The sequence below is a fragment of the Rhizobium sp. CIAT894 genome (genome assembly GCF_000172795.2).
Classification (GTDB): Bacteria; Pseudomonadota; Alphaproteobacteria; order Rhizobiales; family Rhizobiaceae; genus Rhizobium.
Map to the genome: position 1 here is coordinate 483,086 of NZ_CP020947.1, position 24,889 is coordinate 507,974.

General features: G+C 62.5%; 23 protein-coding genes and 1 pseudogene. 18 read left to right on the forward strand and 6 right to left on the reverse strand.

Going from position 1 to position 24,889, the window contains the following annotated elements:
• Window positions 1-51 precede the first annotated feature (51 nt).
• On the reverse strand, window positions 52-750 hold the full coding sequence (locus tag RHEC894_RS02405) for a class I SAM-dependent methyltransferase (protein ID WP_010069737.1): 699 nt from the start codon (window positions 748-750) through the stop codon (window positions 52-54).
• 281 nt (window positions 751-1,031) lie between these two features.
• On the opposite strand from RHEC894_RS02405, the gene RHEC894_RS02410 reads away from it, so the two are divergent.
• On the forward strand, window positions 1,032-1,352 hold the full coding sequence (locus RHEC894_RS02410; RefSeq protein ID WP_085735935.1) for a hypothetical protein: 321 nt from the start codon (window positions 1,032-1,034) through the stop codon (window positions 1,350-1,352).
• Between the two features lie 191 nt (window positions 1,353-1,543).
• Window positions 1,544-1,915: a hypothetical protein gene (locus tag RHEC894_RS02415; protein ID WP_010069695.1), complete on the forward strand. Its 372-nt coding sequence runs from the start codon at window positions 1,544-1,546 to the stop codon at window positions 1,913-1,915.
• Window positions 1,916-2,038: 123 nt separating this feature from the next.
• On the opposite strand, the gene RHEC894_RS02420 is transcribed toward RHEC894_RS02415, so the two are convergent.
• On the reverse strand, window positions 2,039-3,115 hold the full coding sequence (locus RHEC894_RS02420; protein ID WP_010069694.1) for an ISAs1 family transposase: 1,077 nt from the start codon (window positions 3,113-3,115) through the stop codon (window positions 2,039-2,041).
• 130 nt (window positions 3,116-3,245) lie between these two features.
• On the opposite strand from RHEC894_RS02420, the gene RHEC894_RS02425 reads away from it, so the two are divergent.
• From RHEC894_RS02425 to RHEC894_RS02470, 10 genes are all read left to right on the forward strand, one after another.
• Complete coding sequence (locus RHEC894_RS02425) at window positions 3,246-3,539, forward strand: hypothetical protein (RefSeq protein ID WP_085735937.1); 294 nt, start codon at window positions 3,246-3,248, stop codon at window positions 3,537-3,539.
• 316 nt (window positions 3,540-3,855) lie between these two features.
• Window positions 3,856-4,527 carry a methyltransferase domain-containing protein gene (locus RHEC894_RS02430; protein WP_085735939.1) on the forward strand — a complete coding sequence of 224 codons (672 nt, stop codon included), beginning with the start codon at window positions 3,856-3,858 and terminating at the stop codon, window positions 4,525-4,527.
• A gap of 19 nt (window positions 4,528-4,546) precedes the next feature.
• Window positions 4,547-5,182: a TetR family transcriptional regulator gene (locus RHEC894_RS02435; RefSeq protein WP_085735940.1), complete on the forward strand. Its 636-nt coding sequence runs from the start codon at window positions 4,547-4,549 to the stop codon at window positions 5,180-5,182.
• A gap of 275 nt (window positions 5,183-5,457) precedes the next feature.
• Entirely contained in the window at window positions 5,458-6,339 is an 882-nt protein-coding gene (locus tag RHEC894_RS02440) for an aldo/keto reductase (RefSeq protein ID WP_085735941.1), read from the forward strand.
• A gap of 113 nt (window positions 6,340-6,452) precedes the next feature.
• Window positions 6,453-7,649 (forward strand): IS4 family transposase, encoded by a 1,197-nt coding sequence (locus RHEC894_RS02445; protein WP_085735942.1) that lies wholly within the window; start codon window positions 6,453-6,455, stop codon window positions 7,647-7,649.
• A 658-nt stretch (window positions 7,650-8,307) separates the two neighbouring features.
• Window positions 8,308-9,585 (forward strand): alpha/beta hydrolase, encoded by a 1,278-nt coding sequence (locus RHEC894_RS02450; RefSeq protein WP_085735943.1) that lies wholly within the window; start codon window positions 8,308-8,310, stop codon window positions 9,583-9,585.
• A gap of 82 nt (window positions 9,586-9,667) precedes the next feature.
• The gene (locus RHEC894_RS02455; protein ID WP_085735944.1) at window positions 9,668-10,918 is read left to right on the forward strand and encodes an FAD-dependent oxidoreductase; all 1,251 of its coding nucleotides are present in this window, start codon (window positions 9,668-9,670) and stop codon (window positions 10,916-10,918) included.
• 54 nt (window positions 10,919-10,972) lie between these two features.
• On the forward strand, window positions 10,973-12,010 hold the full coding sequence (locus RHEC894_RS02460) for a 4-hydroxyproline epimerase (protein WP_085735945.1): 1,038 nt from the start codon (window positions 10,973-10,975) through the stop codon (window positions 12,008-12,010).
• A gap of 62 nt (window positions 12,011-12,072) precedes the next feature.
• On the forward strand, window positions 12,073-12,426 hold the full coding sequence (locus RHEC894_RS02465) for a hypothetical protein (RefSeq protein ID WP_010066795.1): 354 nt from the start codon (window positions 12,073-12,075) through the stop codon (window positions 12,424-12,426).
• A 198-nt stretch (window positions 12,427-12,624) separates the two neighbouring features.
• On the forward strand, window positions 12,625-13,701 hold the full coding sequence (locus tag RHEC894_RS02470; RefSeq protein ID WP_010069694.1) for an ISAs1 family transposase: 1,077 nt from the start codon (window positions 12,625-12,627) through the stop codon (window positions 13,699-13,701).
• A gap of 42 nt (window positions 13,702-13,743) precedes the next feature.
• Here RHEC894_RS02470 and RHEC894_RS02475 read toward each other — a convergent pair whose 3' ends face one another.
• From RHEC894_RS02475 to RHEC894_RS02490, 4 genes are all read right to left on the reverse strand, one after another.
• Complete coding sequence (locus RHEC894_RS02475) at window positions 13,744-14,157, reverse strand: GFA family protein (RefSeq protein WP_085735947.1); 414 nt, start codon at window positions 14,155-14,157, stop codon at window positions 13,744-13,746.
• Between the two features lie 196 nt (window positions 14,158-14,353).
• Complete coding sequence (locus tag RHEC894_RS02480; RefSeq protein ID WP_085735949.1) at window positions 14,354-15,901, reverse strand: EAL domain-containing protein; 1,548 nt, start codon at window positions 15,899-15,901, stop codon at window positions 14,354-14,356.
• 646 nt (window positions 15,902-16,547) lie between these two features.
• Complete coding sequence (locus RHEC894_RS02485) at window positions 16,548-17,024, reverse strand: RbsD/FucU domain-containing protein (RefSeq protein ID WP_085735951.1); 477 nt, start codon at window positions 17,022-17,024, stop codon at window positions 16,548-16,550.
• Window positions 17,008-18,255 (reverse strand): ROK family transcriptional regulator, encoded by a 1,248-nt coding sequence (locus tag RHEC894_RS02490; RefSeq protein ID WP_085735953.1) that lies wholly within the window; start codon window positions 18,253-18,255, stop codon window positions 17,008-17,010. The genes RHEC894_RS02485 and RHEC894_RS02490 overlap by 17 nt, the downstream gene beginning before the upstream one ends.
• A gap of 328 nt (window positions 18,256-18,583) precedes the next feature.
• On the opposite strand from RHEC894_RS02490, the gene RHEC894_RS02495 reads away from it, so the two are divergent.
• The 6 genes and pseudogenes from RHEC894_RS02495 (at window position 18,584) to RHEC894_RS02520 (ending at window position 24,708) form a co-directional block, all read left to right on the forward strand.
• Window positions 18,584-19,603, forward strand: a complete 1,020-nt coding sequence (locus tag RHEC894_RS02495) for a sugar ABC transporter substrate-binding protein (RefSeq protein WP_085735955.1) — start codon at window positions 18,584-18,586, stop codon at window positions 19,601-19,603.
• Window positions 19,604-19,755: 152 nt separating this feature from the next.
• Complete coding sequence (locus RHEC894_RS02500) at window positions 19,756-20,820, forward strand: ABC transporter permease (RefSeq protein WP_085735957.1); 1,065 nt, start codon at window positions 19,756-19,758, stop codon at window positions 20,818-20,820.
• Window positions 20,821-20,822: 2 nt separating this feature from the next.
• Complete coding sequence (locus tag RHEC894_RS02505) at window positions 20,823-21,605, forward strand: ATP-binding cassette domain-containing protein (protein WP_010069299.1); 783 nt, start codon at window positions 20,823-20,825, stop codon at window positions 21,603-21,605.
• Window positions 21,602-22,234 carry a nucleoside triphosphate hydrolase gene (locus RHEC894_RS02510; protein ID WP_012482517.1) on the forward strand — a complete coding sequence of 211 codons (633 nt, stop codon included), beginning with the start codon at window positions 21,602-21,604 and terminating at the stop codon, window positions 22,232-22,234. Before RHEC894_RS02505 ends, RHEC894_RS02510 begins: the two co-directional genes overlap by 4 nt.
• Window positions 22,235-22,306: 72 nt before the next feature.
• A complete protein-coding gene (pyrC, locus tag RHEC894_RS02515) occupies window positions 22,307-23,353 on the forward strand; it encodes a dihydroorotase (protein WP_085738827.1) in 1,047 nt (348 codons plus the stop codon).
• Window positions 23,354-23,531: 178 nt separating this feature from the next.
• A pseudogene (locus RHEC894_RS02520) lies at window positions 23,532-24,708 on the forward strand (GGDEF domain-containing protein).
• The last annotated feature ends 181 nt before the right edge of the window (window positions 24,709-24,889 follow it).

Here is a 24,889-nt window from a genome sequence, read left to right on the forward strand (position 1 = left end):
GCAACCAATTTCGGGATTCCGAACTGCTATATAGAGTTTGGTGGGAGTTGGCTAACGAAGGCACTTTGCCACGATCAGAAACTCCGTCTCCCGCCCGCCGATCCTTCCGGCCGAAGTCGTGCGGAGCAGCAGCCCGAAAGCCTCGTAAAGCCAATAAAGCGGAGGAATTCGGCTCTTGAGCGCATGCACCTGGGTCGACACATACTCGCCGACGAAGACGATATCCATGCCGAGCTCCTTCAGCGTCCCGGCAATCTCGGAATGGGATGCCTCTGCGGCGTGCTCGACGCGAAAGGGCGCATAACCAGGCTTGCCGGCGTTTTTCTGCCTGAGGACATAGCGATAGAACAAGACGTGGGTCCACCAGGGTGTGAGGTCGGTGAAGATCCCCTTGGCCGAGTTCAGGATCGGGCCCTTGACGAACACCAGGCCACCCGGAGACAGGGTGTCATGGGCTCGCAACAGGGCAGAGCGGGGGCTTTCCAGATGTTCGAGAACGTCCCAGAAGACACAGGCGTCGAAGTGACGATCGCCGTAATCGATGGTTTGCGCGTCGCCGAGGATGCGCTCCGTGGCGTCCTTGTTCCTCGCGAGCTGCTCCTTCGAGATGTCGAGGACCGTATATCGCGCGCCTTCCAAGGGGATATGCGTGCGGGAGCCGCCCCCGACCTCGAGGATATCAGTGTTGATTTTGCTGGAAAATGCCGATCGCGCGTGCGACAGCGCGTCGTTTACCCACGGCGAAGCCATAATCTTCCTCCTCGGAGAGATTAGCGTCTGCGACTATAAGTAAGCATTAATATAATATTTAAGCAATATTTAAACTTATGGGCGGCGGGTGACGGCCTTGCCTCGAAGATCGCTTTGCCCCAAGCCCGTCGCGTCAAACGTGAGCCTTCGTTCTTGTCCTTGTGCATGTCGTCATGCCGGAATCGCTGCACAGGCCCGGCCGACGTGCATTAGTTTCGCGCAACCTTGCTGATGTACCCGCAGGTCTGATGATCTCAGAGGCGGTTCGGCCGGAGGAATGCATGACGGTGGGAATTTTTCGGGCTCCGGCAGTCCTGGCGATGGTGACGGCGCTGGCCGGCTGCATCGACCACGCCAATGATCCGGTGCTGCTGGCGATCGGCGTGCCGGTCAATCCGCCCGCCGTTGCGCACAGCATCTGCATGACCGACGGCAACGCCATGTATGACGAGGCGAGGAGGCAGTATCAGCTGCGCGCCCAGCTGACCGGTTATGCCAACGCTGATGAGCTGGAGGCGGAAACGACGGCGCGCGCCGCCGCCCACCGGCAATATGTCGCCTGCCTCTCCGGCCAGGGCTACCGGACATTATACGCGAACTGAGAACAGAGAATTCAGCTTTTCGCCCCAGCGCCGTTCGACCTCTTCTGCCGATCGCGACTTTTCACGTTTTTTGGCAATTTGGTCACGCCGGATCGCTTGCAATCACAAGTTCCGGAAGTTGCATGAGGGCGCGGAACTCCGCGGCCGGGAAAGGCATTTTCGTCAGGTAAATCCACGAAGGAGGGTTTATCATGAAGATGTTCAGACTTGCCCCTTGCACCGCCGCGCTGAGCGGCCTTCTCGCCCTGGCGTCGATCGTCCCTGCGCAGGCCGCCGCCGTCCAGATGGTTCGGCCGCCCGATGTCGTGGCCGAAAATATAGTGCAATTTAAACCACATGCCGGGACCTGGCGTGGCTATCAAGGCTTCCGAACCGAGCGCCCCGGCACCCGCCGCCATTCCGATGGTTACTGGTATCCGCTTGCCGCCTTCGGCGTCGAAGCCGGCACTACGGGTGCCATCGTCCGCCAGCCGGTGAACAGACATGCAGTTCCGGAAATGTGCAACCCTACGTTTTCCGGATCGATCGGTCCCGGCAGTATGCCCTGCGATAACGGCTATTGAGCCGGCAAATGAAAAGGCGGCGATGAGCCGCCTTTTTCTCGATTGTGGCCCCCGCTCACATGTCTGTGATCCCTGCTTTCGGGCCGTAGTTTGTGACAGATCGCCTTCCTAGTTGCGGCAGGGCTATCGCATATGAGCGATAAGGGAGATAAGGAACTGATCGTCCCATCCCGCCTTTTTGATTTTGCGTCGGATGGATGCCTTATCTGGGTGGGATCGGATGAGGTTGAGGGCGATCTTGCGCAGCAGTGCGATGTTTGCCGGCCCGTGATCCTTTCTGTTTCTGGCGGCATCCTCGCGGAACTGGACGTCGAGCACCCAATGCAGTTTGTTTTCGATCTCCCAATGGGTTCGGGTCACCTCGATGAGGGCGGCGGCCGACATGACCGTGGAGAGCAGGAAGTAGCGGACATGGCTGGTCAGGCGGCCATCGGCATGGCGGCTGGTGGCCTCGACGGAGCCGATGGCTTGCAGGCCGGGAAAGTCAATATCATCGACGGCGACGATGCTGGCGCGGCGGCTGTCGATGCGATCATGGTCGTTCTCGGCGGCGGTCTGGATGCTGTCGAGCGGCTCGATATCGTCAAGGCGGGCAATCGCCTGGGCCAGCAGGCCGGGTTGGTTGCCTTTCAGCGCCAGGGCATAGTCGCCGCCGGTGGCCAGGATGGCGCGGGCCGTGTCGGCGCGGCAATGCAGAGCATCGGCCGTGACGATGGCGCCTTCGAGCGACAGAAGCGCAAGCGCCTTGAGCACGCCTTGCACCTCGTTGCGGCGCGGTGCGGTCTGTTGGCCGATGACCAGGCCGCAACCGGCGGCCCAGACGTTGACGAGGTGCAGCGGCGTCGCCTTGGCACCGCGCTTATAGGCGCCGCGCACCGCTTTGCCGTCGACCGCCACCACGCCTTCGATGCCTTTTGCAAAGGCTTCGGTAAAGCGGCGGAAGGCGGCTTCGAAGGCATCCGGATTGAGGCAGCGGAATACGGTGGAGAACGTGTCATGGCTGGGAATGCCGTAGGGCAGCGGCACGATCGTCTTGAGCCACCTCTTCTTGGAGATGCCGAAGTCGGCCATGTCGGCACAGCTTTCGGCGCCGCAGACGATCGCGGCAATGGCAATGAACAGGATCGACATCAGCGGATGGCGCGTATTGCGCCCCCGAGGGTCGGGCAAAGCTTTAAAACAGGCGGCAAATCGATCCATCCGACCCTCCAAATCAACAGAGAGCCTTTGAATCGATCTGCCTCAATAAAACAACTGCTTACCGCCTATATGCGATTCCCCTGCTAGTTGCGGGGTGTAAATTCCCTCAAATCCTCCCAAGGAGACGATAATGACCCCCACTTTCAAGACCGGCCTGATGGCCGCCGCACTCGGTGCAATCCTCGGCCTCTCGGCCTTTTCTGCCGCGGCAGCTCCTCTCCAGTCGAGTGCGACCGAGCAGGGTGCGGCCGCGCGCCCGGTTGCCCAGGCGGAAACCAAGCATGACAGACGCGCCACCGGTTCGATCGGCGAGCGTGCCGAAAGCACGGGCTCGACACATTATATGACGAACCCGAAGAAGCCGCTGAATATGGATTGCAAGCTCGGCTTCAACCCGACGAGCAGCTCCAGCTGCAATTACTGAGGACGTCTGCGGCAGTCGAAGGCTGTCCCTCGCCCTAAGCCTGTCCCCGTCAAAACGGGGATAGGGTGCCGGCAGGCGGATGGGCCGGCGCCGAGGCGATATTTTTTACCGGCCAAGCCCGGCATGACGAAAGGGAGAAGTCAATATATTGCATCAAGTGCAAAAATGCACTAAGTACGAAATCACACAAGCTGTGGATGATGCTGATGCGAAAAGCCGCAGTGTAGAGCAATTGACGTATCTGCCTTGGAATTGCCATGCTCGCCGCGATGGTCGTTTTTCATAATCAATCGAATTTCAGACAGGTGGGATAATCATGACCGCAAAGGCTGCATGCGCCGATTTCCTGCATTTTTTCCGCTCCTGGATCAGCAACCCGCTTCGGGTCGCGGCCATTGCGCCCTCGGGGGATTCGCTGGCCAGGATCATGACCAGTGAAATTGCCGCGCTCGATGGGCCGATCATCGAGCTCGGTCCCGGCACCGGCGTCTTCACCCGGGCGCTGCTGGCCCGCGGCGTCAGCGAGGCGGATCTGACCCTGATCGAATACGGTCCGGAGTTCATCACCGCGCTGCAGGGGCGTTTCCCGAGCGCGCGCGTGTTGCAGATGGATGCCGCCCAACTCGCCGAGGCCGGTATTTTCGAGGGCGAACCGGTCGGCGCTGTCGTCAGCGGCCTGCCGCTTTTGTCGATGTCGCCGGCCAAGATCGCCGCGATCGTGGCCGGAGCCTTTGCCTATATGCGCCCGGGCGGCGCCGTCTATCAATTCACCTATGGTCCGCGCTGCCCGGTGCCTCGGCCGATCCTCGACCGCCTCGGCCTGGAGGCGGTGCGCATCGGCGGCACGGTGCGCAACCTGCCGCCGGCCTCCGTCTACCGGATTTCGCGCCGCGAGCCGCTGGAATTGTCGCGCGAGCGCTTCAGCTATCGTGAGAGCGAAGCCGAACTCGACGATGTCGCCGCCCTTTCCAGAGAAACCGGCGGCTGAACGATGATGCCGGGCGGGAATGGCTGAGAGCAAGCGGGGGCAAGAGACCGAAGGCCGGCGGGAGCGCAAGCGGCGGCAGACGCGCGAGCGCATCGAGCAGGCGGCGATGACCCTCTTTCTCCAGCGCGGTTTCGAGGCCACCACCATCGAGGACATCACCGAGGCGGCCGACGTCTCCAAGCGCAGTTTCTTCGATTATTTTCCCTCCAAGGAAGAGGTGGTTTTCGCCTGGCAGGATAGTTTCGCCGATCGGCTGATGGCGGAGATCGCCGCAAGGCCGGCCGAAGAGCCCTCGGTCGCGGCAGTCGAGGCGGCGATCACCGCAACCGTCATCGCCTCTGTCGACGAGCGTGGCCTGGCGCTCGCCGAACTCATTCATCGCACGCCGGCGCTGAGGGCCCGCGACCAGCTGAAATATGCCAGGCTCGAACAGGCGCTCGCCGAGGCGCTGCTGCTGCGCACGGGAAATGCTCCGGCAGAGCGCTCGCGGATGCGCGTCCTTGCCGCCGTCGTCATCGGCGCGCTGCGCGTCGGCGGTGAACTCTGGCAGCAGCGCCCGCCGGGCGCCTCGTTGCAGGATTTCGCCCGGGAGATCCTCGCCGAACTCTGGAACATCCTGGCGGAATTTGGCGATGAGGCCAAGACCAGGCTTTGACGGCCTCGCCTGAGCCGCGCTGTCGATGTTTTCAGCGCTGTCACTGTTATCCCCCCGGTGCCGTCCTATATGTGCAAGCGTCGCAGCGGCCGCATTCTCATCCATCACCGCGATATAGGCGGACTCATGCCGGGCATCGCTTCGATCAGGGCAGACATTTCGAACTCGAAGGCATCTCCAAAAGCCTCGGCATCCATGCCGTGGCCGGTGGAGCGGGCGGCTTCCGACCGTTCCGCCGAATTTGACCGATCTCATTGACCAAGAGAGGAAAAACCATGTCCAGTCACAACGCAGCCAAGTCAGGCATCTTCAAGATCGGCGGTGAGATCGAGATCAACCGTCTCGGCTTCGGCGCCATGCGCGTCACCGGCAAGGGTATCTGGGGCGAGCCCGACGATCACGCCGAATCGATCCGCACGCTGAAGCGCCTGCCGGAACTCGGCGTCAATTTCATCGATACGGCCGATTCCTACGGTCCCGATATCTCCGAATGGCTGATCAAGGAAGCGCTGCATCCCTATGGCGGCAAGTCCGTCGTCGCCACCAAGGGCGGCCTGACCCGACATGGCCCCGATATCTGGCTGCCCGTCGGCCGCCCGGAATATCTGATCCAGCAGGCCCATAAGAGCCTGCGCAATCTAGGCCTCGAGCAGATCGATCTCTGGCAGCTGCACCGCATCGATCCGAAGGTGCCGGCCAGGGAACAGTTCGATGCCATCAAATCGCTGCTCGATGCCGGTCTGATCCGCCATGCCGGCCTGAGCGAAGTGTCGGTTGCCGACATCGAGGAGGCCTCGAAGCACTTCAAGGTCGCCACCGTCCAGAACCGCTACAATCTCGTCGACCGCACCAGCGAGGACGTGCTCGACTATTGCGCCAAGCACGGTATCGGCTTCATCCCCTGGTATCCGCTGGCTGCCGGCGACCTCGCCAAGCCAGGCTCGCTGCTCGATACCATCGCCAAAAAGCACAACGCCGCCCCGAGCCAGATCGCGCTCGCCTGGGTGCTGAAGCGCAGCCCGGTGATGCTGCCGATCCCCGGAACCTCAAAGGTCAAACACCTCGAGGAAAACGTCGCTGCGGTGGAGATCACGCTGTCGGACGAGGAATTCTCGGCGCTCGATGCCGAGGGCCGGAAGCTGTTCAAGGCGGCTTGAGGGGGGCGAATTGGTAATCGCCGGTAGTGCCCAGCGCTGCCCCTCACCCTAACCCTCATATGCGCTAGGTTTAGCCCTGGACACGAGGAATCTTGTTGTGATTCAAGCTTGGGATGAAGATTCGTCCTGAGATTTTGGATCATTGGCCGGAAGTGAGCGCGCGGCTTCCGGCTGGTTTCGACTTGGAAGCAACGGCGCGGTTGCGCGGTGCCTTCACGCGGGTGCGGGAAATCAAGAACGCCGAGACGCTGTTGCGGCTGGCGCTTGCCTATGGCGGCCTTGGCATGTCGTTGCGCGAGACCTGTGCATGGGCCGAGGCGGGCGGGATCGCGCGGCTGTCCGACCCGTCGCTGCTTGAGCGGCTGTGCAAAGCAGCCCCTTGGCTTGGCGATATCGTGGCCGCGCTGATTGCCGAACAGACCACAGTGCCGGCGGGGCGTTGGGCGGGATACCGCTTGCGTGCGCTCGACGGAACGTCGATCTGTCACCCAGGTGCCGACCGCACGTCATGGCGGCTGCATGTCGGCTACGACCTAGCAACGGCTCAGGTCGATCAGCTTGAGCTGACCGACATCCATGGCGCCGAAAACCTCCAGCGCCTAACCTACGCACCCGGTGATATCGTGCTGGCCGATCGCTACTATGCAAAACCGCGCGATCTGCGGCCCGTGATCGAGGCCGGTGCAGACTTCATCGTGCGGACCGGCTGGAACTCGTTGCGGCTGCTGCAGCCGAACGGCGAGCCTTTTGATCTGTTTGCCGCGCTCGCCGCTCAAAAAGAGCAGGAAAGTGAACTGATGGTCCGTATCCACGAAGGGGTGAAGGCGGCGGTGCCACTGGTCCTGCGCCTTGTTGTCCGGCACAAGGATCCGCAACAGGTGGAAGCCGAGCAGACGCGCCTGCTCAAGGCCGCCAGCAAGCGCGGCAAACAACCTGATCCGCGTAGTCTGGAGGCGGCGAAGTACATTCTGCTGCTAACCGCGCTGCCGGTCGCCACCTTTCCGCCAGCCGATATTCTCACCCTCTATCGCTTCCGCTGGCAAATCGAGCTGGCGTTCAAACGGTTCAAGAGCTTGGCCGGCCTCGACAATCTGCCGGCCAAGAAACCGGAACTGGCGCAGGCATGGCTCTTCGCCAGACTGATCGTTGCCATCACCGCCGAACAGATTGCCGGGCAAGTCCCGGACTCTTCCCCCTCTGGATACGCCAACCCCAAAGGCAAGCCCATCGCGCTGGCGGCTCATGAAGATGGCCCTGGCCACCATTCACGCCGCCATCCGCGGGCAACTGCTGTGGCAGGCCGTCTGTGAGCTTCTCTCTCGAAGTCGGCGCAACCTTTGTGAGGCGACACGACGACGCCGAAAACAATGCGATTGTCTAGGCGATCGCCTAACCTAGCGCATATGACCCTAACCCTCTCCCCGTAAACGGGGCGAGGGGACCTGCCACACGAGACGTTAGCGAGGGACGGAGAGGTCGCGGCATATCCCCTTCGCCCCGCAAGCGGGGGTTCGAAGGACGGGTCGAGACCCGTGGCTCGACCCCGGTTGGTGCCGGCAGGCGGATGAGGGGCGGACGGCAACCTCCTCGCAGGCTAAATTTTCCGCACAATTTTGACCGCCTGGTCAAATATGCTAAAAAATGAGGCGGCAACCTGTTAATTTCAGGGCAAGCATTGCGCTGGATGCATTGCTGCATTGCGGTATTTTCGCTATTCCCGATCAAATGAATGGGCTATCTATATCTCTGTAAGCAGCGCACTCCTCCTCCCAAGCGCTCTTACATCGGACTGACAACACTCCTCCTCCCAGTTGTCAGTCAGGATCAAGAGCCTGGCGCACCTCCTCCCGCGCCAGGCTCTTTTCTTTTTCCCAGCAAGTTCTTCACCGCTGTTTGACTCGGCCGGCGTCGTCGGACTATTTGGACGGGCGCCCCCTGTCGGGTGCGCGCACCGGTTGGAGTTTGGCCATGATCGGCAAATGGCGCGCCTCGCATGCGGCCCTGACAGGTCTTCTGGTTGCAACAATGGCGCTCGCCGGCTGCGGCGGCAGGCCGGTCGGTGTCATGCAGGCGGCCGGCACCGTGCCGCCTGATACCTCGAAGGTCGATCTGCTGGTGGCGACGACCCGGGCGCCCGATGACAATCCCGCCGTGCTGTTCTCCGGCGAACGCGGCACGGGGCTCACCGTCAATGCCGTCGATATCTCCATCCCGCCGGAAGCCAATCGCAAGGTCGGGCAGGTGCAATGGCCAAAGCGGCTGCCGGCCGATCCCTTGCGCGATTTCGTCACCGTGTCCGTCGATCCGCTGGAAGGCGAGCGGGCGGGCGAGAGCTGGCTGAAGGGCCATATGCCTAGGAGCCGCCGGGTGCTGGTCTTCGTGCACGGCTTCAACAACCGCTATGAGGATGCGGTCTACCGCTTCGCCCAGATCGTCCATGATTCGCATGCCGATGTCGCCCCCGTCGTCTTCACCTGGCCGTCGCGTGCCAGCATCTTCGATTATAATTACGACAAGGAAAGCACCAACTATTCCCGCGATGCGCTGGAAGAGCTGCTCACCCGCACGGCCGCCAATCCGGCCGTCAGCGACGTCACCGTCATGGCCCATTCGATGGGCACATGGCTGACCGTCGAGGCGCTCCGGCAGATGGCGATCCGCAATGGCCACGTTGCTTCGAAGATCAACAATGTCATCCTCGCCTCGCCGGATCTCGATGTCGACGTCTTCGGCCGCCAGTTCATGAGCCTCGGCAAGGACAAGCCGCATTTCACCATCTTCGTCTCCAGGGATGATCGGGCGCTGGCGCTGTCGCGGCGCATCTCCGGCAATGTCGATCGGCTCGGCCAGATCGATCCTTCAGTCGAGCCCTATCGCAGCAAGCTTGAGGCGGCCGGCATCACCGTGCTCGATCTCACCAAGCTGAAGGGCGGCGACCGGCTGAACCACGGCAAATTCGCCGAAAGCCCCGAAGTGGTGAAGCTGATCGGCGACCGGCTGATTGCCGGCCAGACGATCACCGATTCCAATGTCGGCCTCGGCGAGGCGGTGGGCGCAGTGGCGATGGGTGCGGCCCAGACCGCCGGCAGTGCCGTCAGCGTCGCCGTCAGCACGCCGATCGCGATCTTCGATCCGCGCACAAGGCGCAATTACGATGCCCAGCTGAAGCGTCTCGGCCAGTCGATGGACAATACCGTCGGCTCGGTCGGCGACAGCGTCGGCGCCGGCCTGCCCGAAAGCCAGTAAAAATCTCATAGGCATCACCGCCGATCTGATATATCAGGGTGGCGAGCGGCAATCCTGACTGCCGTGTGGATGGGTTGATGGCATGGCGGATGAGACGAAAAAACGGGTTGTTGTCATCGGCGCGGGTGTGATCGGCGCCTCGATCGCCTTCGAGCTGCAGCGGCGCGGATTTCAGGTCACGCTGATCGATAAGGGTGAGCCGGGCCGCGGTACCTCTTACGGCAATATGGCGAGCATCGCGCTCGATTTTGTCGCCGGCTCCGGCCCTTCGACCTGGAAAAAGATGCCCGGCTGGCTCATCGATCCCGAAGGCCCGGTCTGGCTGCGGCCCTCCTATGCGGCAAAGATGCTGCCCTGGTTCCTGCGTTTTCTTGCAGCCGGCCGCCCGTCGCGGCTCCGAGCGATCGAGGATGCCGGCATGAGCCTGTCGCAGCGCGCGCTCGGCGATTTCAGGGAGATGCTGCAGGCGATCGGCGCCTCCGAGCTGATGACCGAGGAGGGGTGCCTGGCAATCTACGAGACCGAGGCGGAGTTTGCCGCCGACCGCGGTCATCTCGCCATGATGCAGCGCTACGGCCTCGAATTCGAGGTGTTGAGCAACGGCGCCATCCAATATTACGAGCCGGCCCTTTCGCCTGCTATCGCCAAGGCCGTGCTGCTGCCCGATAACAAGTCGATCCGCGATCCCTACAAGCTGGTGGTCAAACTGACTGACGCCGCCAAGGCTGCGGGCGCCACCTTCCTCTCCGGCGCTGTGAGGAATATCGAGCGCAAGGGCGATGGCACCGCCGTTGTCCTGCTCGAGAATAACAGCCGGATCGAGGCCGGTTCCGTCATCCTCGCCGCCGGCGTCCACACCCGGTTCCTTGCCGCAAAACTCGGCGAGCCGATCCCGCTCGAAACCGAGCGCGGTTACCACACACAGATCATGAAGCCCGGCATCTCCATGCGCTATTCGATGATCTGGCCGGCGCGTGCCTTCATGGTGACGCCGACGGCCGGCGGCATTCGGGTCGGCGGCAATGTCGAGCTCGCCGGCCTCGACGCCGCGCCGGATTTCCGCCGCCCGCGGGTGCTGGTGCGCCATGCCCAGCGCGCGCTTCCCGGCCTGAAGGCCGAGGAGGCGACGGAATGGATGGGCCATCGCCCGGCGTTGCCCGATACGATCCCGATCATTTCGCCGTCGTCGAAGATGCCGGGCGTTTTCTATGCGACCGGCCACGGCCATCTCGGCCTGACCTATGCCGCGACGACAGCGCGGCTGATTGGCGATATGGTGAGCGGCGCAAAACCGCCGGTCGACATGACCCCGTTCCGCATCGACAGATACTGATTTAGGCTGCATCGACGGCGTCGCCCCAGGCACGCCCGAACCGGAGTTTCTAGTATGAGATGGAAGCGCACGATCCAGCTGCTGGATGTTCATGCCGAAGGCGAGATCGGCCGCGTCGCGATCGGCGGCGTGCCGAAAATCCCCGGCGATACCATCGCCGCCCAGCTGCACTGGCTGAACACCGATCCGAAGGGCGACGAACTGCGCCGCTTCCTGTGCCTCGAGCCGCGCGGCGCCCCGATCGGTTCGGTCAACCTGCTGCTGCCGGCAAGGCACCCGGATGCCGATGCCGCCTTCATCATCCTGCAGCCCGACCAGGCGCATGCGAGCTCCGGCTCGAACTCGATCTGCGTGACGACGGCCCTGCTCGAATCCGGCATCGTCGAGATGCAGGAGCCGGAAACGACAGTGACGCTGGAAACCGCGGCCGGCCTCGTCAAGGCGGTGGCGACCTGCCGCGACGGCCGCTGCGAGAAGGTCAGGCTCACCATGGTGCCCTCCTTCGTGCATGAGCTCGATGTCGGGATCGACACGCCGCATTGGGGCAGGATCAAAGCCGATCTCTGCTACGGCGGCATCTTCTATGCGCTCGTCGATGTCGGCCAGATCGGCCTGACGATCGAGAAGGCCAATGCCGCCGGTCTCGTCCAGGCCGGCATGATCCTGAAAGAGCTGATCAACCGCGACATCAAGGTCGTCCATCCCGAGATTCCGGCAATTTCAGGTGTCGCCTATGTGATGTTCCGCGATACCGAGGCCGACGGCACGGTGCGCACCTGCACCACCATGTGGCCGGGCCGCGCCGACCGTTCGCCCTGCGGCACCGGCAATTCCGCCAACCTCGCCGCGCTGCACGCCCGCGGCAAGGCCAAGGCCGGCGACACCTTCACCTCGAAATCGATCATCGGCTCGGAATTCGCAGTCGGCCTGCAGGCAGTCACCTCAGTCGCCGGCCGCCCGGCGGTCATCCCCACCATCACCGGCCGCGGTTTCACCTTCGGCCTCACCCAGGTCGCCCTCGACCCCTTCGATCCCCATCCCGGCGGCTTCGCCCTGACGGATGTCTGGGGGCCGCAGGCGGGGGAGATTTGAGGGTTGGGGCAGATGCAGCCTTGTTCGCCGAGGCACTATGGATTGCTGCAGAGAGAACCGAGATGAGTGAAGATATCGAGACCGTAACGCTGTGGCGTCCGGTTGGGCCTGAGGAGCTGGCGCTTATGCGCGATCTCGACATGCGGGGATTTCCCCCGCGTTTGCCCGATCAGCCGATCTTCTATCCGGTGCTGTCGGAAGATTATGCAGTCAAGATCGCACGCGACTGGAATGTGCCGAGGAGCGGGTCGGGCTTCGTGACCAGGTTTGAGGTGAGAAAAGATTATCTCAATACCTATGCGGTTCAGGAAGCGGGCGGCCGCGCGCATCTCGAATATTGGATACCCGCCGAGGAGATGGATCGCTTCAATGCGGCGATCGTCGGAACCATAGAGGTGATGCAGACCTTTCCGTAATCGGATTACGCAGGTTTCGCTTTGACCGATTTGAGCGGCGTCGAACCGAGGAGATCGGCGAGGCGGGGACCACAAAAGCCCTTGTCCGGCTGACCCAAGGCCCTCCCCACAAGGGCAGGGGAATCGCATATAGGCGGTAAGCAGTTGTTTTATTGAGGCAGATCGATTCAAAGGCTCTCTGTTGATTTGGAGGGTCGGATGGATCGATTTGCCGCCTGTTTTAAAGCTTTGCCCGACCCTCGGGGGCGCAATACGCGCCATCCGCTGATGTCGATCCTGTTCATTGCCATTGCCGCGATCGTCTGCGGCGCCGAAAGCTGTGCCGACATGGCCGACTTCGGCATCTCCAAGAAGAGGTGGCTCAAGACGATCGTGCCGCTGCCCTACGGCATTCCCAGCCATGACACGTTCTCCACCGTATTCCGCTGCCTCAATCCGGATGCCTTCGAAGCCGCCTTCCGCCGCTTTACCGAAGCCTTTGCAAAAGGCATCGAAGGCGTGGTGGCGGTCGACGGCAAAGCGGTGCGCGGCGCCTATAAGCGCGGTGCCAAGGCGACGCCGCTGCACCTCGTCAACGTCTGGGCCGCCGGTTGCGGCCTGGTCATCGGCCAACAGACCGCACCGCGCCGCAACGAGGTGCAAGGCGTGCTCAAGGCGCTTGCGCTTCTGTCGCTCGAAGGCGCCATCGTCACGGCCGATGCTCTGCATTGCCGCGCCGACACGGCCCGCGCCATCCTGGCCACCGGCGGCGACTATGCCCTGGCGCTGAAAGGCAACCAACCCGGCCTGCTGGCCCAGGCGATTGCCCGCCTTGACGATATCGAGCCGCTCGACAGCATCCAGACCGCCGCCGAGAACGACCATGATCGCATCGACAGCCGCCGCGCCAGCATCGTCGCCGTCGATGATATTGACTTTCCCGGCCTGCAAGCCATCGGCTCCGTCGAGGCCACCAGCCGCCATGCCGATGGCCGCCTGACCAGCCATGTCCGCTACTTCCTGCTCTCCACGGTCATGTCGGCCGCCGCCCTCATCGAGGTGACCCGAACCCATTGGGAGATCGAAAACAAACTGCATTGGGTGCTCGACGTCCAGTTCCGCGAGGATGCCGCCAGAAACAGAAAGGATCACGGGCCGGCAAACATCGCACTGCTGCGCAAGATCGCCCTCAACCTCATCCGATCCCACCCAGATAAGGCATCCATCCGACGCAAAATCAAAAAGGCGGGATGGGACGATCAGTTCCTTATCTCCCTTATCGCTCATATGCGATAGCCCTGCCCACAAGGGGAAGGGCCTTGGACCGAGGCTTTCACGCTAAGACCGGCCGCCGCTTGGACTGCCCTGGAAACGCTCTACCGTTTCCTGAAGCTGTACCCATCCATGTTTCGACTGCTCGAATACCGATAGAGCAGGTGGCGCGAAGGCTGGGTCGGCGAGGGAGCCGATCGCCACCCCGATCCAGTGTGGCGCGGCATCGGCCTTCCAATAGACGGTCGAACCGCAGGTTGGACAGAAATGCATTCGGACCCGGCGACCGCTGTCGGCCGTACGAATGAATTCCGTCGACGTTCCGGAGATTTCGACACAGTCGATCGAGTAGAACGCGTTGGCGCTGAACGGCGCACCGGTGCGCCGCTGGCACGCGAAACAGTGACACAGCGCAGTCAGTTGTGGTGGTTCGCTCAACGTCAATCGGAGCGCGCCACAGGCGCATTGGGCATTGGCCATGGAAACTCCTCCCGCTTGCGCGGTGAGATGACGTTGAATTGAGGGCTGAAGCGCAGGCCGGAACCGAAATTCATTGCGGCAGGCGTTGCGAAAGGGCTGAGAGCTGATGCAGTTTCAGGCTCGCCGGGTACCAAGGTAAATCGCCGAGGTGCCGAAGTCTAGATCTTTCCGGGTTGGACTGCCGCACCTCGCCCCATCAACGGCGCTGCGAAACTTTGGCGGCTGCTTTGTCTGCGGTGAGTTCCTCGATCGGCGCCGGCCTGCCGAGCAGATATCCCTGGCCGATGTGGCAGCCGAGATCCTGAAGCCGCTGGAGCTGGCTTTCCTCTTCGATGCCTTCGGCGGTGATCGTCACGCCAAGTCCGGCGCCGAGAGCGATGATCGCCTTGATCACCTTGTCCTGCTTGTCGTTGGTCTCGAACGAGGAAACGAAGCTCCTGTCGATCTTGATCTTGTCGAACCGGTAGCTGGAGAGCTGGGAGAGGCTGGAATAGCCTGTTCCGAAGTCGTCGAGAGCAATCCTGACGCCGGCATTCACCAGGTCGTCGAGGACGATGCGCGCGGTGACCGCGTCCTGGATGATGGCGCTCTCCGTCACCTCGAGCTCGACCCTGTGCGTGGGCAGGCCGACATCGCCCAATATCTTGAGAATTCTTAGGCCCAGCAGCCGGTCGCTCAATTGGATCGGAGAAAGGTTGAACGACAGGACAAGATCATTTGGCCAGGAAAGTGCATCGGTGCAGGCGCGGCGCAGCAGTTGGTCCGTCAGGTCGACGATCAGGCCGGCTTCCTCGGCCACCGGAATAAATTCGTTCGGTGGGATGAATTCGCCGGATGCCGTCTTCCAGCGCGCCAGCGCCTCGAAGCCGATGATCTTGTTCGTCTTCAGGTCGACGAGCGGTTGATAATAGGGAAAGATCTCAGCCTTCTTGATGGCTGACCTGAGATCCGCTTCCACCCGGATGCGTTTCGTCATCTCGTCCTGCATCGAAGCGACGAAGGGCTTCACCAGGTTGCGCCCCTGCTTTTTCGCTACATACATCGCACAGTCCGAATGGCGGATGACCTGCCGGAGGTCATCGCCGTTCTCCGGGTAAACTGCGAAGCCGACGCTGGCGCCGAGGTCGGCGGCGACACCATTGAATGTGAACGGTTTGCCGATCACGCTGACGATGCGGTTGCCCAAAGCGACAAGATCGGAATTTCCGCTGCGCCGCACCAGAACGACGAACTCGTCTCCACCGAGACGGAAAACGCGCTCACGGGGAAAGAGCAAAGAGAGCCGCTGCGCAACGCTCTTCAGCACCGCATCACCGTGATCGTGCCCCAGCAGGTCATTGACCTTCTTGAAGCCGTCGAGGTCGATGCTGAACACGGCATAGGTCTCGTGCGCCCTTTGATCGATCATCGCCTGCGCGCATATGGAATCCAGAAATCTGCGGTTGGGCAGTTCGGTCAGCGTGTCGTGGCAGGCAATCCAGTCGACGTTCTTTTCGGCTTGCAGCCTGCGATTGACCTCGCTGGAAAGATCCCGGATCCGCAGCGCGGAATAAACGAGCCCCAGGAGCCCGGAAATATTCAGGGCAAGAAGCGCATGATCAAGCGGATAGTCGTGATGCTGCTCGATGAAGCCATCCAGCCCCTCATGCCAATGGAAGCGCCAGGATAGGCAGAAGAGAAGCAGGAAGACCACGAGCCAGGCCAGGATCTCCATCTGGGGTCTGGGCGCTTGGATGCGAGGCATGGGAACAGGCTCCTGTTGCGTGAAGAGCCATCATGGCCTGCTCGAAGAACCGCATCGTCTCCGATATATTTTCAAACACTGCAGAAATTGCCGAAACACACAGCGCCGGCAAGTCCGCTAGATTGTTGTGAGCTTCCAAGGTTAAGGGCGCATTATCCTGATCAGGCGGCGGGCGTTTCGCTGCGCAAAATGGATAGTTTTCCCGTAATTGGGACGTGGGCGCACCCGCCTCGTCCTTCGAGGCTCCTGCGGGGTACCTCAGCAACCGTATCGCTTTTTGCGAGCAGAGGTAGGCGGGGCAGACCCACAGACATTCCGGAATCACTGAGGTCCCGTGCTGGGCGCTGCCGTATCCCCACCCTCATTCCTGTGCCTGTCACAGGAATCCAGCCACCGCGCGTCTGCGCGGTGAATGACTTTTTACGACTTGTGAAAAGAGTCTCCCGCGCCCAAGGACTTGGGCGCGCTGGATGCCTGTGACAAGCACAGGCATGAGGGTAGGTGAATGCTTCGTTCCAAGGCGGAAACGTAACCGCAGCCTTTCTGATTGAGGCGCGCAGGCCAGAGGTCGGAGCCTCGAAGGACGCGCTTCAACGCTGCTCCTTGCATTATTGGGAGACGGGCGCATCCGCCCTGTCTTTCCATCCTAATAGACGAACGGATCCACCCCGGCCGCCGACTGCGCGCCCGCTTCCTTCGGATAGATCACGCCCTTGCGCAGGATGATGTTGGCATAGAGCCGGGGCTCGGCGGTCTGGATCACCGCATGGGCGACCTTTACCCGGCCGTAGAAATCAGCACCGATCAGCGGCACCACCTGCCGGTGCGGCTCGTGGCGGGCGCAGCAGGCGATCATCTCCTCATGCACGGGGTCGAGCTTGTCCCGTTCGGCCTTGACGGTCGAGCGGAAGATCGCCTCTGGCACGAAATCGTCGATCGGCAGCACGCTGAGCACGGCGTTGAGCACGGGCACGAGATGATGGCCGTCGAGCCGGATCAGCCGGCGGGCATGTTCGAGGCCGGGATAATTGCCGTCGACGATGGCGATCTCGTCGCCGTGGCCCATGGCCCGAAGCGTCGAAAGCAATTCCGGGCTCAACAGCGGGTCAAGTCCTTTCAGCATGGTCTACCTCCTTGAAGAGAACGTTTTGGTCGGTGAGGTAACGCGCAAAGATCGGCAGGCTGGCGCCGCCGATGGCGCGGGCCTGGGCGCCGACCGCGCCCTCGATGATTTCGGGCATGACGACGCCCTGCAGGTCGAGCTTGGCGGCTTCGTCGATCGTTGCCTGCACCACACGGCTGCGCACCCAATGGGGAAAACCGCCGTCGATGACGGCGGCGCTGAAATCGACGATCGAGGCGGCGGCGACGATCGCCTGCGCCAGCGCCTTGGCGCTGTCCTGGATCCAGGCCTCCATCGGCTCGCCGAAATCCACCCAGTCGTCGGCCGAATACCACAGCGGCTCGGGATCGATGCCGCGCTCGCGCAGCATGTTTTCCAGCACGAAGATCGAGGCGATTTCGAGCAGCTGCTTGGTCTCGCCGTTCTTGCCGCGCACCGGCAGCGGCCCGATCGCGCCCGCCGTGCCGGTGCGGCCGGAAAAGATCGCCGAATTCAGCACGATGCCGCCGCCGATGAAGGAGCCGATGAAGAAATAGACGAAGTCCGGATAGGACGGCCCGACGCCGAAGACCAATTCCGCCCCGCAGGCGCTGGTCGCATCGTTCTGCAGGAAGACCGGATGGGAGACGTGCGCGGCGATATCGGCATGCAGGTCGACGTCGCGCCAGACCTCCATGGCGCCAGGTGGCGCGCCCACCTCTTCGGCCCAGTTCCAGAGCTCGAAGGGCGCGGCGATGCCGAGGCCGGCAATGCGGTCGCGCTGTTTTGCGTCGAGCCGGTCCTCGATCTCGCGGATGCCGGAGGTGACGAAGGCGAGGATCTCGTCCGGCAGCGGATAGGCATAGGTCTTGTGCAGCTGCATGCGGATGCGGCCGACGAAATCCATCAGCACCAGATCGGCGCTGCGCCGGCCCATCTTCAGGCCGAAGGAATAGACGGCATCGGGATTGAGATGCATCGGGATCGACGGCTGGCCGACCCGGCCGCGCACCGGCGCGCCCCTCGACAGCAGGCCTTCCTTTTCCAGGACCCGCATGATGACCGAGACGGTCTGCGCCGACAGCCCGCTGCGGCGCGCGATATCGGCCTTCGACAGCGCGCCGTAGAGACGCACCAGCGACAGCACGAGCCGTTCGTTATAGGCCCGCACCCTGACCTGGTTCGCACCGCCGGCCGGATTAAGAATTGGTGGCGGGACCGGTATGTTGGCCGGTCCATCCAAGGACGACATGACCGCTCCTCCCGATCGTTGGCCCTCTGCATGATTGCTTGGATCGAAATCGATCTAAGCAATCATGCGGCAGTTCAAAATGGTACAGCGTCCTTTTGCGCGTCCGGAAAGACGCGCGGCGCTGTACGCCCTAATTCGATGGAGCATGCCACATCGAATTAATAATTCAATTGGATTTATTTATTGACAAGCCGATTTCTTTTCGCTCTTAATTGCCTCGTCAAGGACACGGGACGGCTTTGGAAGCTTAAAGATCCACGGCGAAGTGTCATATCTGAAGATTCCGGCCCCGCGAGAGGCGGCGCCGGCAAACTCTGGGAGGAGTTCCATGAAGAAATCTGTTCTCGCTTTCGGCGCGCTGGCGCTCGGCGTCGCTTTCTCCGCTCCGGCGATGGCGGCTGACGTTTCCGCCTGCCTCATCACCAAGACCGACACCAACCCCTTCTTCGTCAAGATGAAGGAAGGTGCGACGGCCAAGGCCAAGGAACTCGGCGTTTCGCTGAAGTCCTATGCCGGCAAGATCGACGGTGACAGCGAAAGCCAGGTTGCAGCGATCGAAAGCTGCATCGCCGACGGCGCGAAGGGCATCTTGCTGACGGCTTCGGACACCAAGGGCATCGTGCCCGCGGTCAAGAAGGCCCGTGATGCCGGCCTGCTGGTCATCGCGCTCGACACGCCGCTTGAGCCGGCCGATGCCGCCGACGCCACCTTCGCCACCGACAACCTGCTCGCCGGCAAGCTGATCGGCCAGTGGGCCAAGGAAACGCTCGGCGACAAGGCCAAGGATGCCAAGGTCGGCTTCCTCGACCTGACTCCGTCGCAGCCGACGGTTGACGTCCTGCGTGACCAGGGCTTCATGATCGGCTTCGGCATCGACCCGAAGAACCCGGACAAGATCGGCGACGAAGACGACAAGCGCATCGTCGGCCATGACGTGACCAACGGCAATGAAGAAGGCGGCCGCAAGGCCATGGAAAACCTTCTCCAGAAGGATCCCGGCATCAACGTCATCCACACGATAAACGAGCCGGCCGCTGTCGGCGCCTATCAGGCGCTGAAGGCCGTCGGCATGGAAAAGAACGTGCTGATCGTCTCGGTCGACGGTGGTTGCCCGGGTGTGAAGTCGGTCAAGGAAGGCGTCATCGGCGCCACCTCGCAGCAGTATCCGCTGCTGATGGCGTCGCTCGGCATCGAGGCGATCAAGAAGTTCGCCGACTCGGGTGAAAAGCCGAAGCCGACCGAAGGCAAGTCCTTCTTCGACACCGGCGTCTCGCTCGTCACCGACAAGCCGGTTTCCGGCGTCAAGTCGATCGACACCAAAGAAGGCACGGCTAAGTGCTGGGGCTGAGCCCGATCTATTGAAAGAGAAAGCGGCCGGGGCTTGATCCCCGGCCGTTTTGGACGGACGATGTGCCGTCACCCCACCGGCTAAGCAACGAACGGATGAATATGGGTGACGGCCTCCGCGCGGGTTCGGCGCGCGGATGCGGAGGAGGAACCATGACCGGAGCACAGGAATTCGAACGCGTCCTCGACGGCAGCGACAAGAACGTCGCCTCCTTCGAGCACCAGGATGTCTCGCTGATCAAGCGCGCCCAGCATTTTCTGCACTCGACGCCGGCTGCCGTGCCGCTGATCGTGCTGGTGCTGGCAATCATCATTTTCGGGGTCACGATCGGCGGACGGTTCTTCTCGTCCTACACGCTGACGCTGATCCTGCAGCAGATCGCCATCGTCGGCATTCTCGGCGCCGCCCAGACGCTGGTCATCCTGACCGCCGGCATCGATCTTTCGATCGGCGTCATCATGGTGATCTCGGCCGTCATCATGGGCAATGTCGCCATCACCTACGGCATCCCGACGCCGATCGCCGTTATCGGCGGCCTCCTCGTCGGCGGGCTCTGCGGCCTGCTGAACGGCTTCCTCGTCGCCTTCATGAAGCTGCCGCCCTTCATCGTCACGCTCGGCACCTGGAATATCGTCATGGCGACGAATTTCATCTATTCCGCCAATGAGACGATCCGCGACACCGATGTCGACGAACAGGCGCCGCTGCTGCATCTCTTTGCCGCAAGCTTCAAGGTCGGCAGCGCCGTACTGACGCTGGGTGTCATCGCCATGGTGCTGCTCGTCCTCTTACTCTGGTACGTGCTCAATCACACCGCCTGGGGCCGGCATGTTTATGCGGTCGGCGACGATCCGGAAGCAGCCAAGCTCTCCGGCATCCAGACCAAGAAGGTGCTGCTGACCGTCTACACGATTTCGGGCGTCATCGCCGCCTTCGCCGCCTGGGTCTCGATCGGTCGCAACGGCTCGATCTCGCCCTCCTCGGCGGTCACCGATTATAACCTGCAGGCGATCACCGCGACTGTGATCGGCGGCATCTCGCTCTTCGGCGGCCGCGGCTCCATTCTCGGCACGCTCTTCGGCGCCATGATCGTCGGCGTCGTGTCGATGGGCCTCAACATGCTCGGCGCCGACCCGCAATGGAAAGTCCTCTTGACGGGCGTGCTGATCATCGCCGCCGTCGCCATCGACCAGTGGATCAGAAAGGTTTCGGTGTAATCATGGCTCGCGAACCCCTTCTCACCGCCCGCGGTCTGGTCAAGCGTTATGGCCGCGTGACTGCACTCGACAATGCCGATTTCGACCTCTATCCGGGTGAGATCCTCGCCGTTATCGGCGATAACGGCGCCGGCAAGTCCTCGCTGATCAAGGCGATCTCGGGCGCCGTCACCCCGGACGAGGGGGTGATTACCCTCGAAGGCAAGCCGGTGCAGTTCCGCTCGCCGATGGAAGCGCGCGAGGCCGGCATCGAGACTGTCTATCAGAACCTCGCTCTGTCGCCGGCACTGTCGATCGCCGACAACATGTTCCTCGGCCGCGAGATCCGCAAACCCGGGCCGCTCGGCTCGCTGTTCCGCATGCTCGACCGGCCGGCGATGGAAAAGCTGGCGCGCAACAAGCTGTCCGAACTCGGCTTGATGACCATCCAGAACATCAACCAGGCGGTGGAAACGCTCTCCGGCGGCCAGCGTCAGGGTGTGGCCGTCGCCCGCGCCGCCGCCTTCGGCTCCAAGGTCATCATCATGGACGAACCGACGGCGGCCCTCGGCGTCAAGGAGAGCCGGCGCGTGCTGGAGCTGATCCTCGACGTCAGAGCCCGCGGCCTGCCGATCGTGCTGATCTCCCACAACATGCCGCATGTCTTCGAGGTGGCCGACCGGATTCATATCCACCGCCTCGGCCGGCGCCTGACGGTGATCGATCCGAAGGAATACACCATGTCCGACGCCGTCGCCTTCATGACCGGCGCCAAGGCGGTGCCGACGGAGCCCGTCGCGGCATGACGGCTGGAGTCGACGAAATTGCCGGCGAGGTTCTAAACCGCGCCGGCGATGCCAAACGTTTCCTGATCGCCATCGCCGGGCCGCCCGGTGCGGGTAAATCGACCATGGCCGACAATCTCGCCGACGCCCTGAAGGCGAAGGGCGAGAGCGTCGCGGTGCTGCCCATGGATGGTTTTCACATGGACAATGCCGTTCTCATCGAACGCGGCCTGCTTGCCCGCAAGGGCATTCCGGAAACCTTCGATGTCCGCGGCTTCCTGGATATTGTCCGCGCGGTTCGCCCCGCAGATCAGGAAGTGCTCGTTCCCGTCTTCGACCGCTCTCGCGAGCTTGCGATCGCCTCGGCCCGGCCGATCGACCCGAAGGACCGTTTCATCATCGTCGAGGGCAATTATCTGCTCTTCACCCAGGGTAAATGGGCCGAACTCGACGGCATCTTCGATTACACCATCATGCTCGCCCCGCCGATCGAAGTGCTGGAAGAGCGCCTTTGGGATCGCTGGCGCGGTTATAGGCTGACCGAGGAAGAAGCGAGCGCCAAGGTCTACGGCAACGACCTGCCGAACGGCCGGCTGATCCTCGAAAACCGCCGTCCGGCCGATGTGACGCTGGAGATCGCGCTGGCGTGATGCCGTGGCGATTGTGTTGATATGACGGATGGTGGTATCGAGGCCGCAGACGCATCGCTTCGGAGGCCTGCCATGCAATCGATCACCATCCGCCGCCCTGACGACTGGCACCTGCATCTGCGCGACGGCGCCATGCTGGAAGGCGTGATCGCCGATACGAGCCGCACCTTCGCGCGCGCCATCATCATGCCCAATCTCGTGCCGCCCGTTGTCACCACATCAGATGCCACGGCCTATCGCGACCGCATCCTCAAGGCACTGCCGGCCGGCCACCGTTTCCAGCCGCTGATGACGCTTTACCTCACCGAGCACACCAGCCCCGACGATGTCGAGGCGGGTGCCGAAAGCGGCCTGATCACCGCCGTCAAGCTTTATCCGGCCGGCGCCACCACCAATTCGCATGGCGGCGTGCGCGACTTGGAAAAGGCGATGCCCGTGCTGGAGCGCATGGCCAGGATCGGCCTGCCGCTCTGCGTCCATGGCGAGGTGACGACGCCTGAGGTCGATATTTTCGACCGCGAAGCCGTCTTCATCGACACCGTGCTCGATCCGCTGCGCAAGCGCCTGCCCGAGCTGAAGGTGACGATGGAGCATGTGACGACAGCAGACGGGATCGATTACATCAAGGCGGCCCAATCAAATCTCGCCGGCTCGATCACCACCCATCACCTGATCATCAACCGCAATGCCATCCTGGTCGGGGGCATCCGCCCGCATTATTACTGCCTGCCGGTCGCCAAACGCGAAAACCATCGTCTGGCGCTGCGCGCCGCCGCCGTCAGCGGCAACCCCCGCTTCTTCCTCGGCACCGATTCCGCCCCGCATGTCGATCCCTTGAAGGAATGCGCCTGCGGCTGCGCCGGCATCTACACCTCGATCAATACGATGAGCTGCCTTGCCCATGTCTTCGAGGAGGAGGGTGCTCTCGACAAACTCGAAGCCTTCGCCTCGCTGAACGGCCCGGCCTGGTACGGGCTTTCGCCGAACGAGGAGCGCATCACGCTCTCACGGCAGGCCGAACCGGTCGTCTTTCCCGCGAAGATTGAAACGGGCGCCGGGCCGGTCACCGTCTTCGATCCGATGTTTGCCCTGCACTGGCAAGTGATGCCGCAGGCGTAGGCGTCCGGATTTCAATTTTAAATCGAAAATTCATCTAAAATTTCGGCGCGACGTTAAACGCGTAACATTTGCATTGTGCGGTGCATCATTTGTTAACGGATGCGTAAGACAGTCCTCGTCGCGGACCCCATGAGTTGCCGATATTCCGGCGCGACTACAGCTGCGGAGACTGAAGAGCATGACGCTTGACTATAACTCCCTCCTGCTGGCGCTCGGTGTCTCCGCGGCATGCCTTGCCGTGACCCTGATGGGCAGCTGGCTGGTGCGCCGGGCCGAAACCGTGCTGCTGACCGCTACGATCGGCCTCGTCCTCGTCGTCAGCGGAATCTTCGTCTACAGCGCCTATGTCAACCGGCCGGAAGCAGCCTTCGCCATTGGCAGCTTCGTACTGCTCCATGCCGGTTTCGCCACCATCTGGGGCGCCGGCAAACAGTTCCTCACCGGTTGCCTGTCGATCCCGGCCATTGCTATGCGCGCGCTGGCCGCGATGATCTTTTCCGTCGCGCCGATGCTGGCGGGTTATGACGGCCTGGCCTTCATCGCAGACAATCTCGCCATCGCCCTCCTGCTCTTTGCCACCGCCCGGCAATATTGGCTCGCCCGCGCCGAGGCACCGGCGCCGATCCTCGGCATTGCCGCACTCTATACCGCCACGGCGATCTCCTTCGTGCTCTGCGCCGCCGTGCTGATTGCCGACGGCAAGCTGGTGCTCGGGGCCGCGCCCAGCAATTGGGCCGAGGATCTGAGCCTCGCCGTCTGCATCGCTGGCATGACCGGGATCGGCGCCTTGTCGCTGGCGCTGCATCAGTGGCGCCTTGCCGCCCGCCACCGTCTGGAGGCGATCACCGATCCGCTGACGGGGCTGCTCAACCGCCGCGCCGTCTTCGACCAATACGGGGCGGGCCCGATGGGCACGACCACCGCCGTCATCGTCTTCGATATCGACCATTTCAAATCCGTCAACGACCGTTACGGCCATGTCGCCGGCGACCGCGTGCTCATGGTCTTCGCCGACGAACTCCAAGCCCATTGCAGCCGGCGACACCGCCGCCCGGCTCGGCGGCGAAGAGTTCGCGCTGGTGCTGAAAGAGATCATGCCCGGCCGGGCCGAACTGGTTGCCGAACGCATCCGCAGGGCCTTCGAGGCGCGCGAGATCGATATCGACGGCCAGATGCTGAAATGCACGGTCAGCGTCGGCGTCGCCCCCGGCCGCTCGCAGATGCCGGATTTCGACACGATGCTGAGTGCCGCCGACAAGGCGCTCTACGCCGCCAAGCGCGGCGGCCGCAATCGCGTCGAGCTTGCCGCCCACCTCAGAGCGGTTCCGGCCGAGGTATCGCGCACCGCGTCTTGATTCCGGCCGCATCCTCTCATAGCTTTGCCTTCGGCCGGATGCAGCCAGCCGCCCCGCGACGCCCGACATTTGACAGTTCGGCGTTATGGTGAATGCATCCCGATACCATCCTTCACGTCCCTTGCCGTTTGGCGATCGATGGCGAACGGGTCAGCAGACGCGGGCACTGATCTTCCTGTTT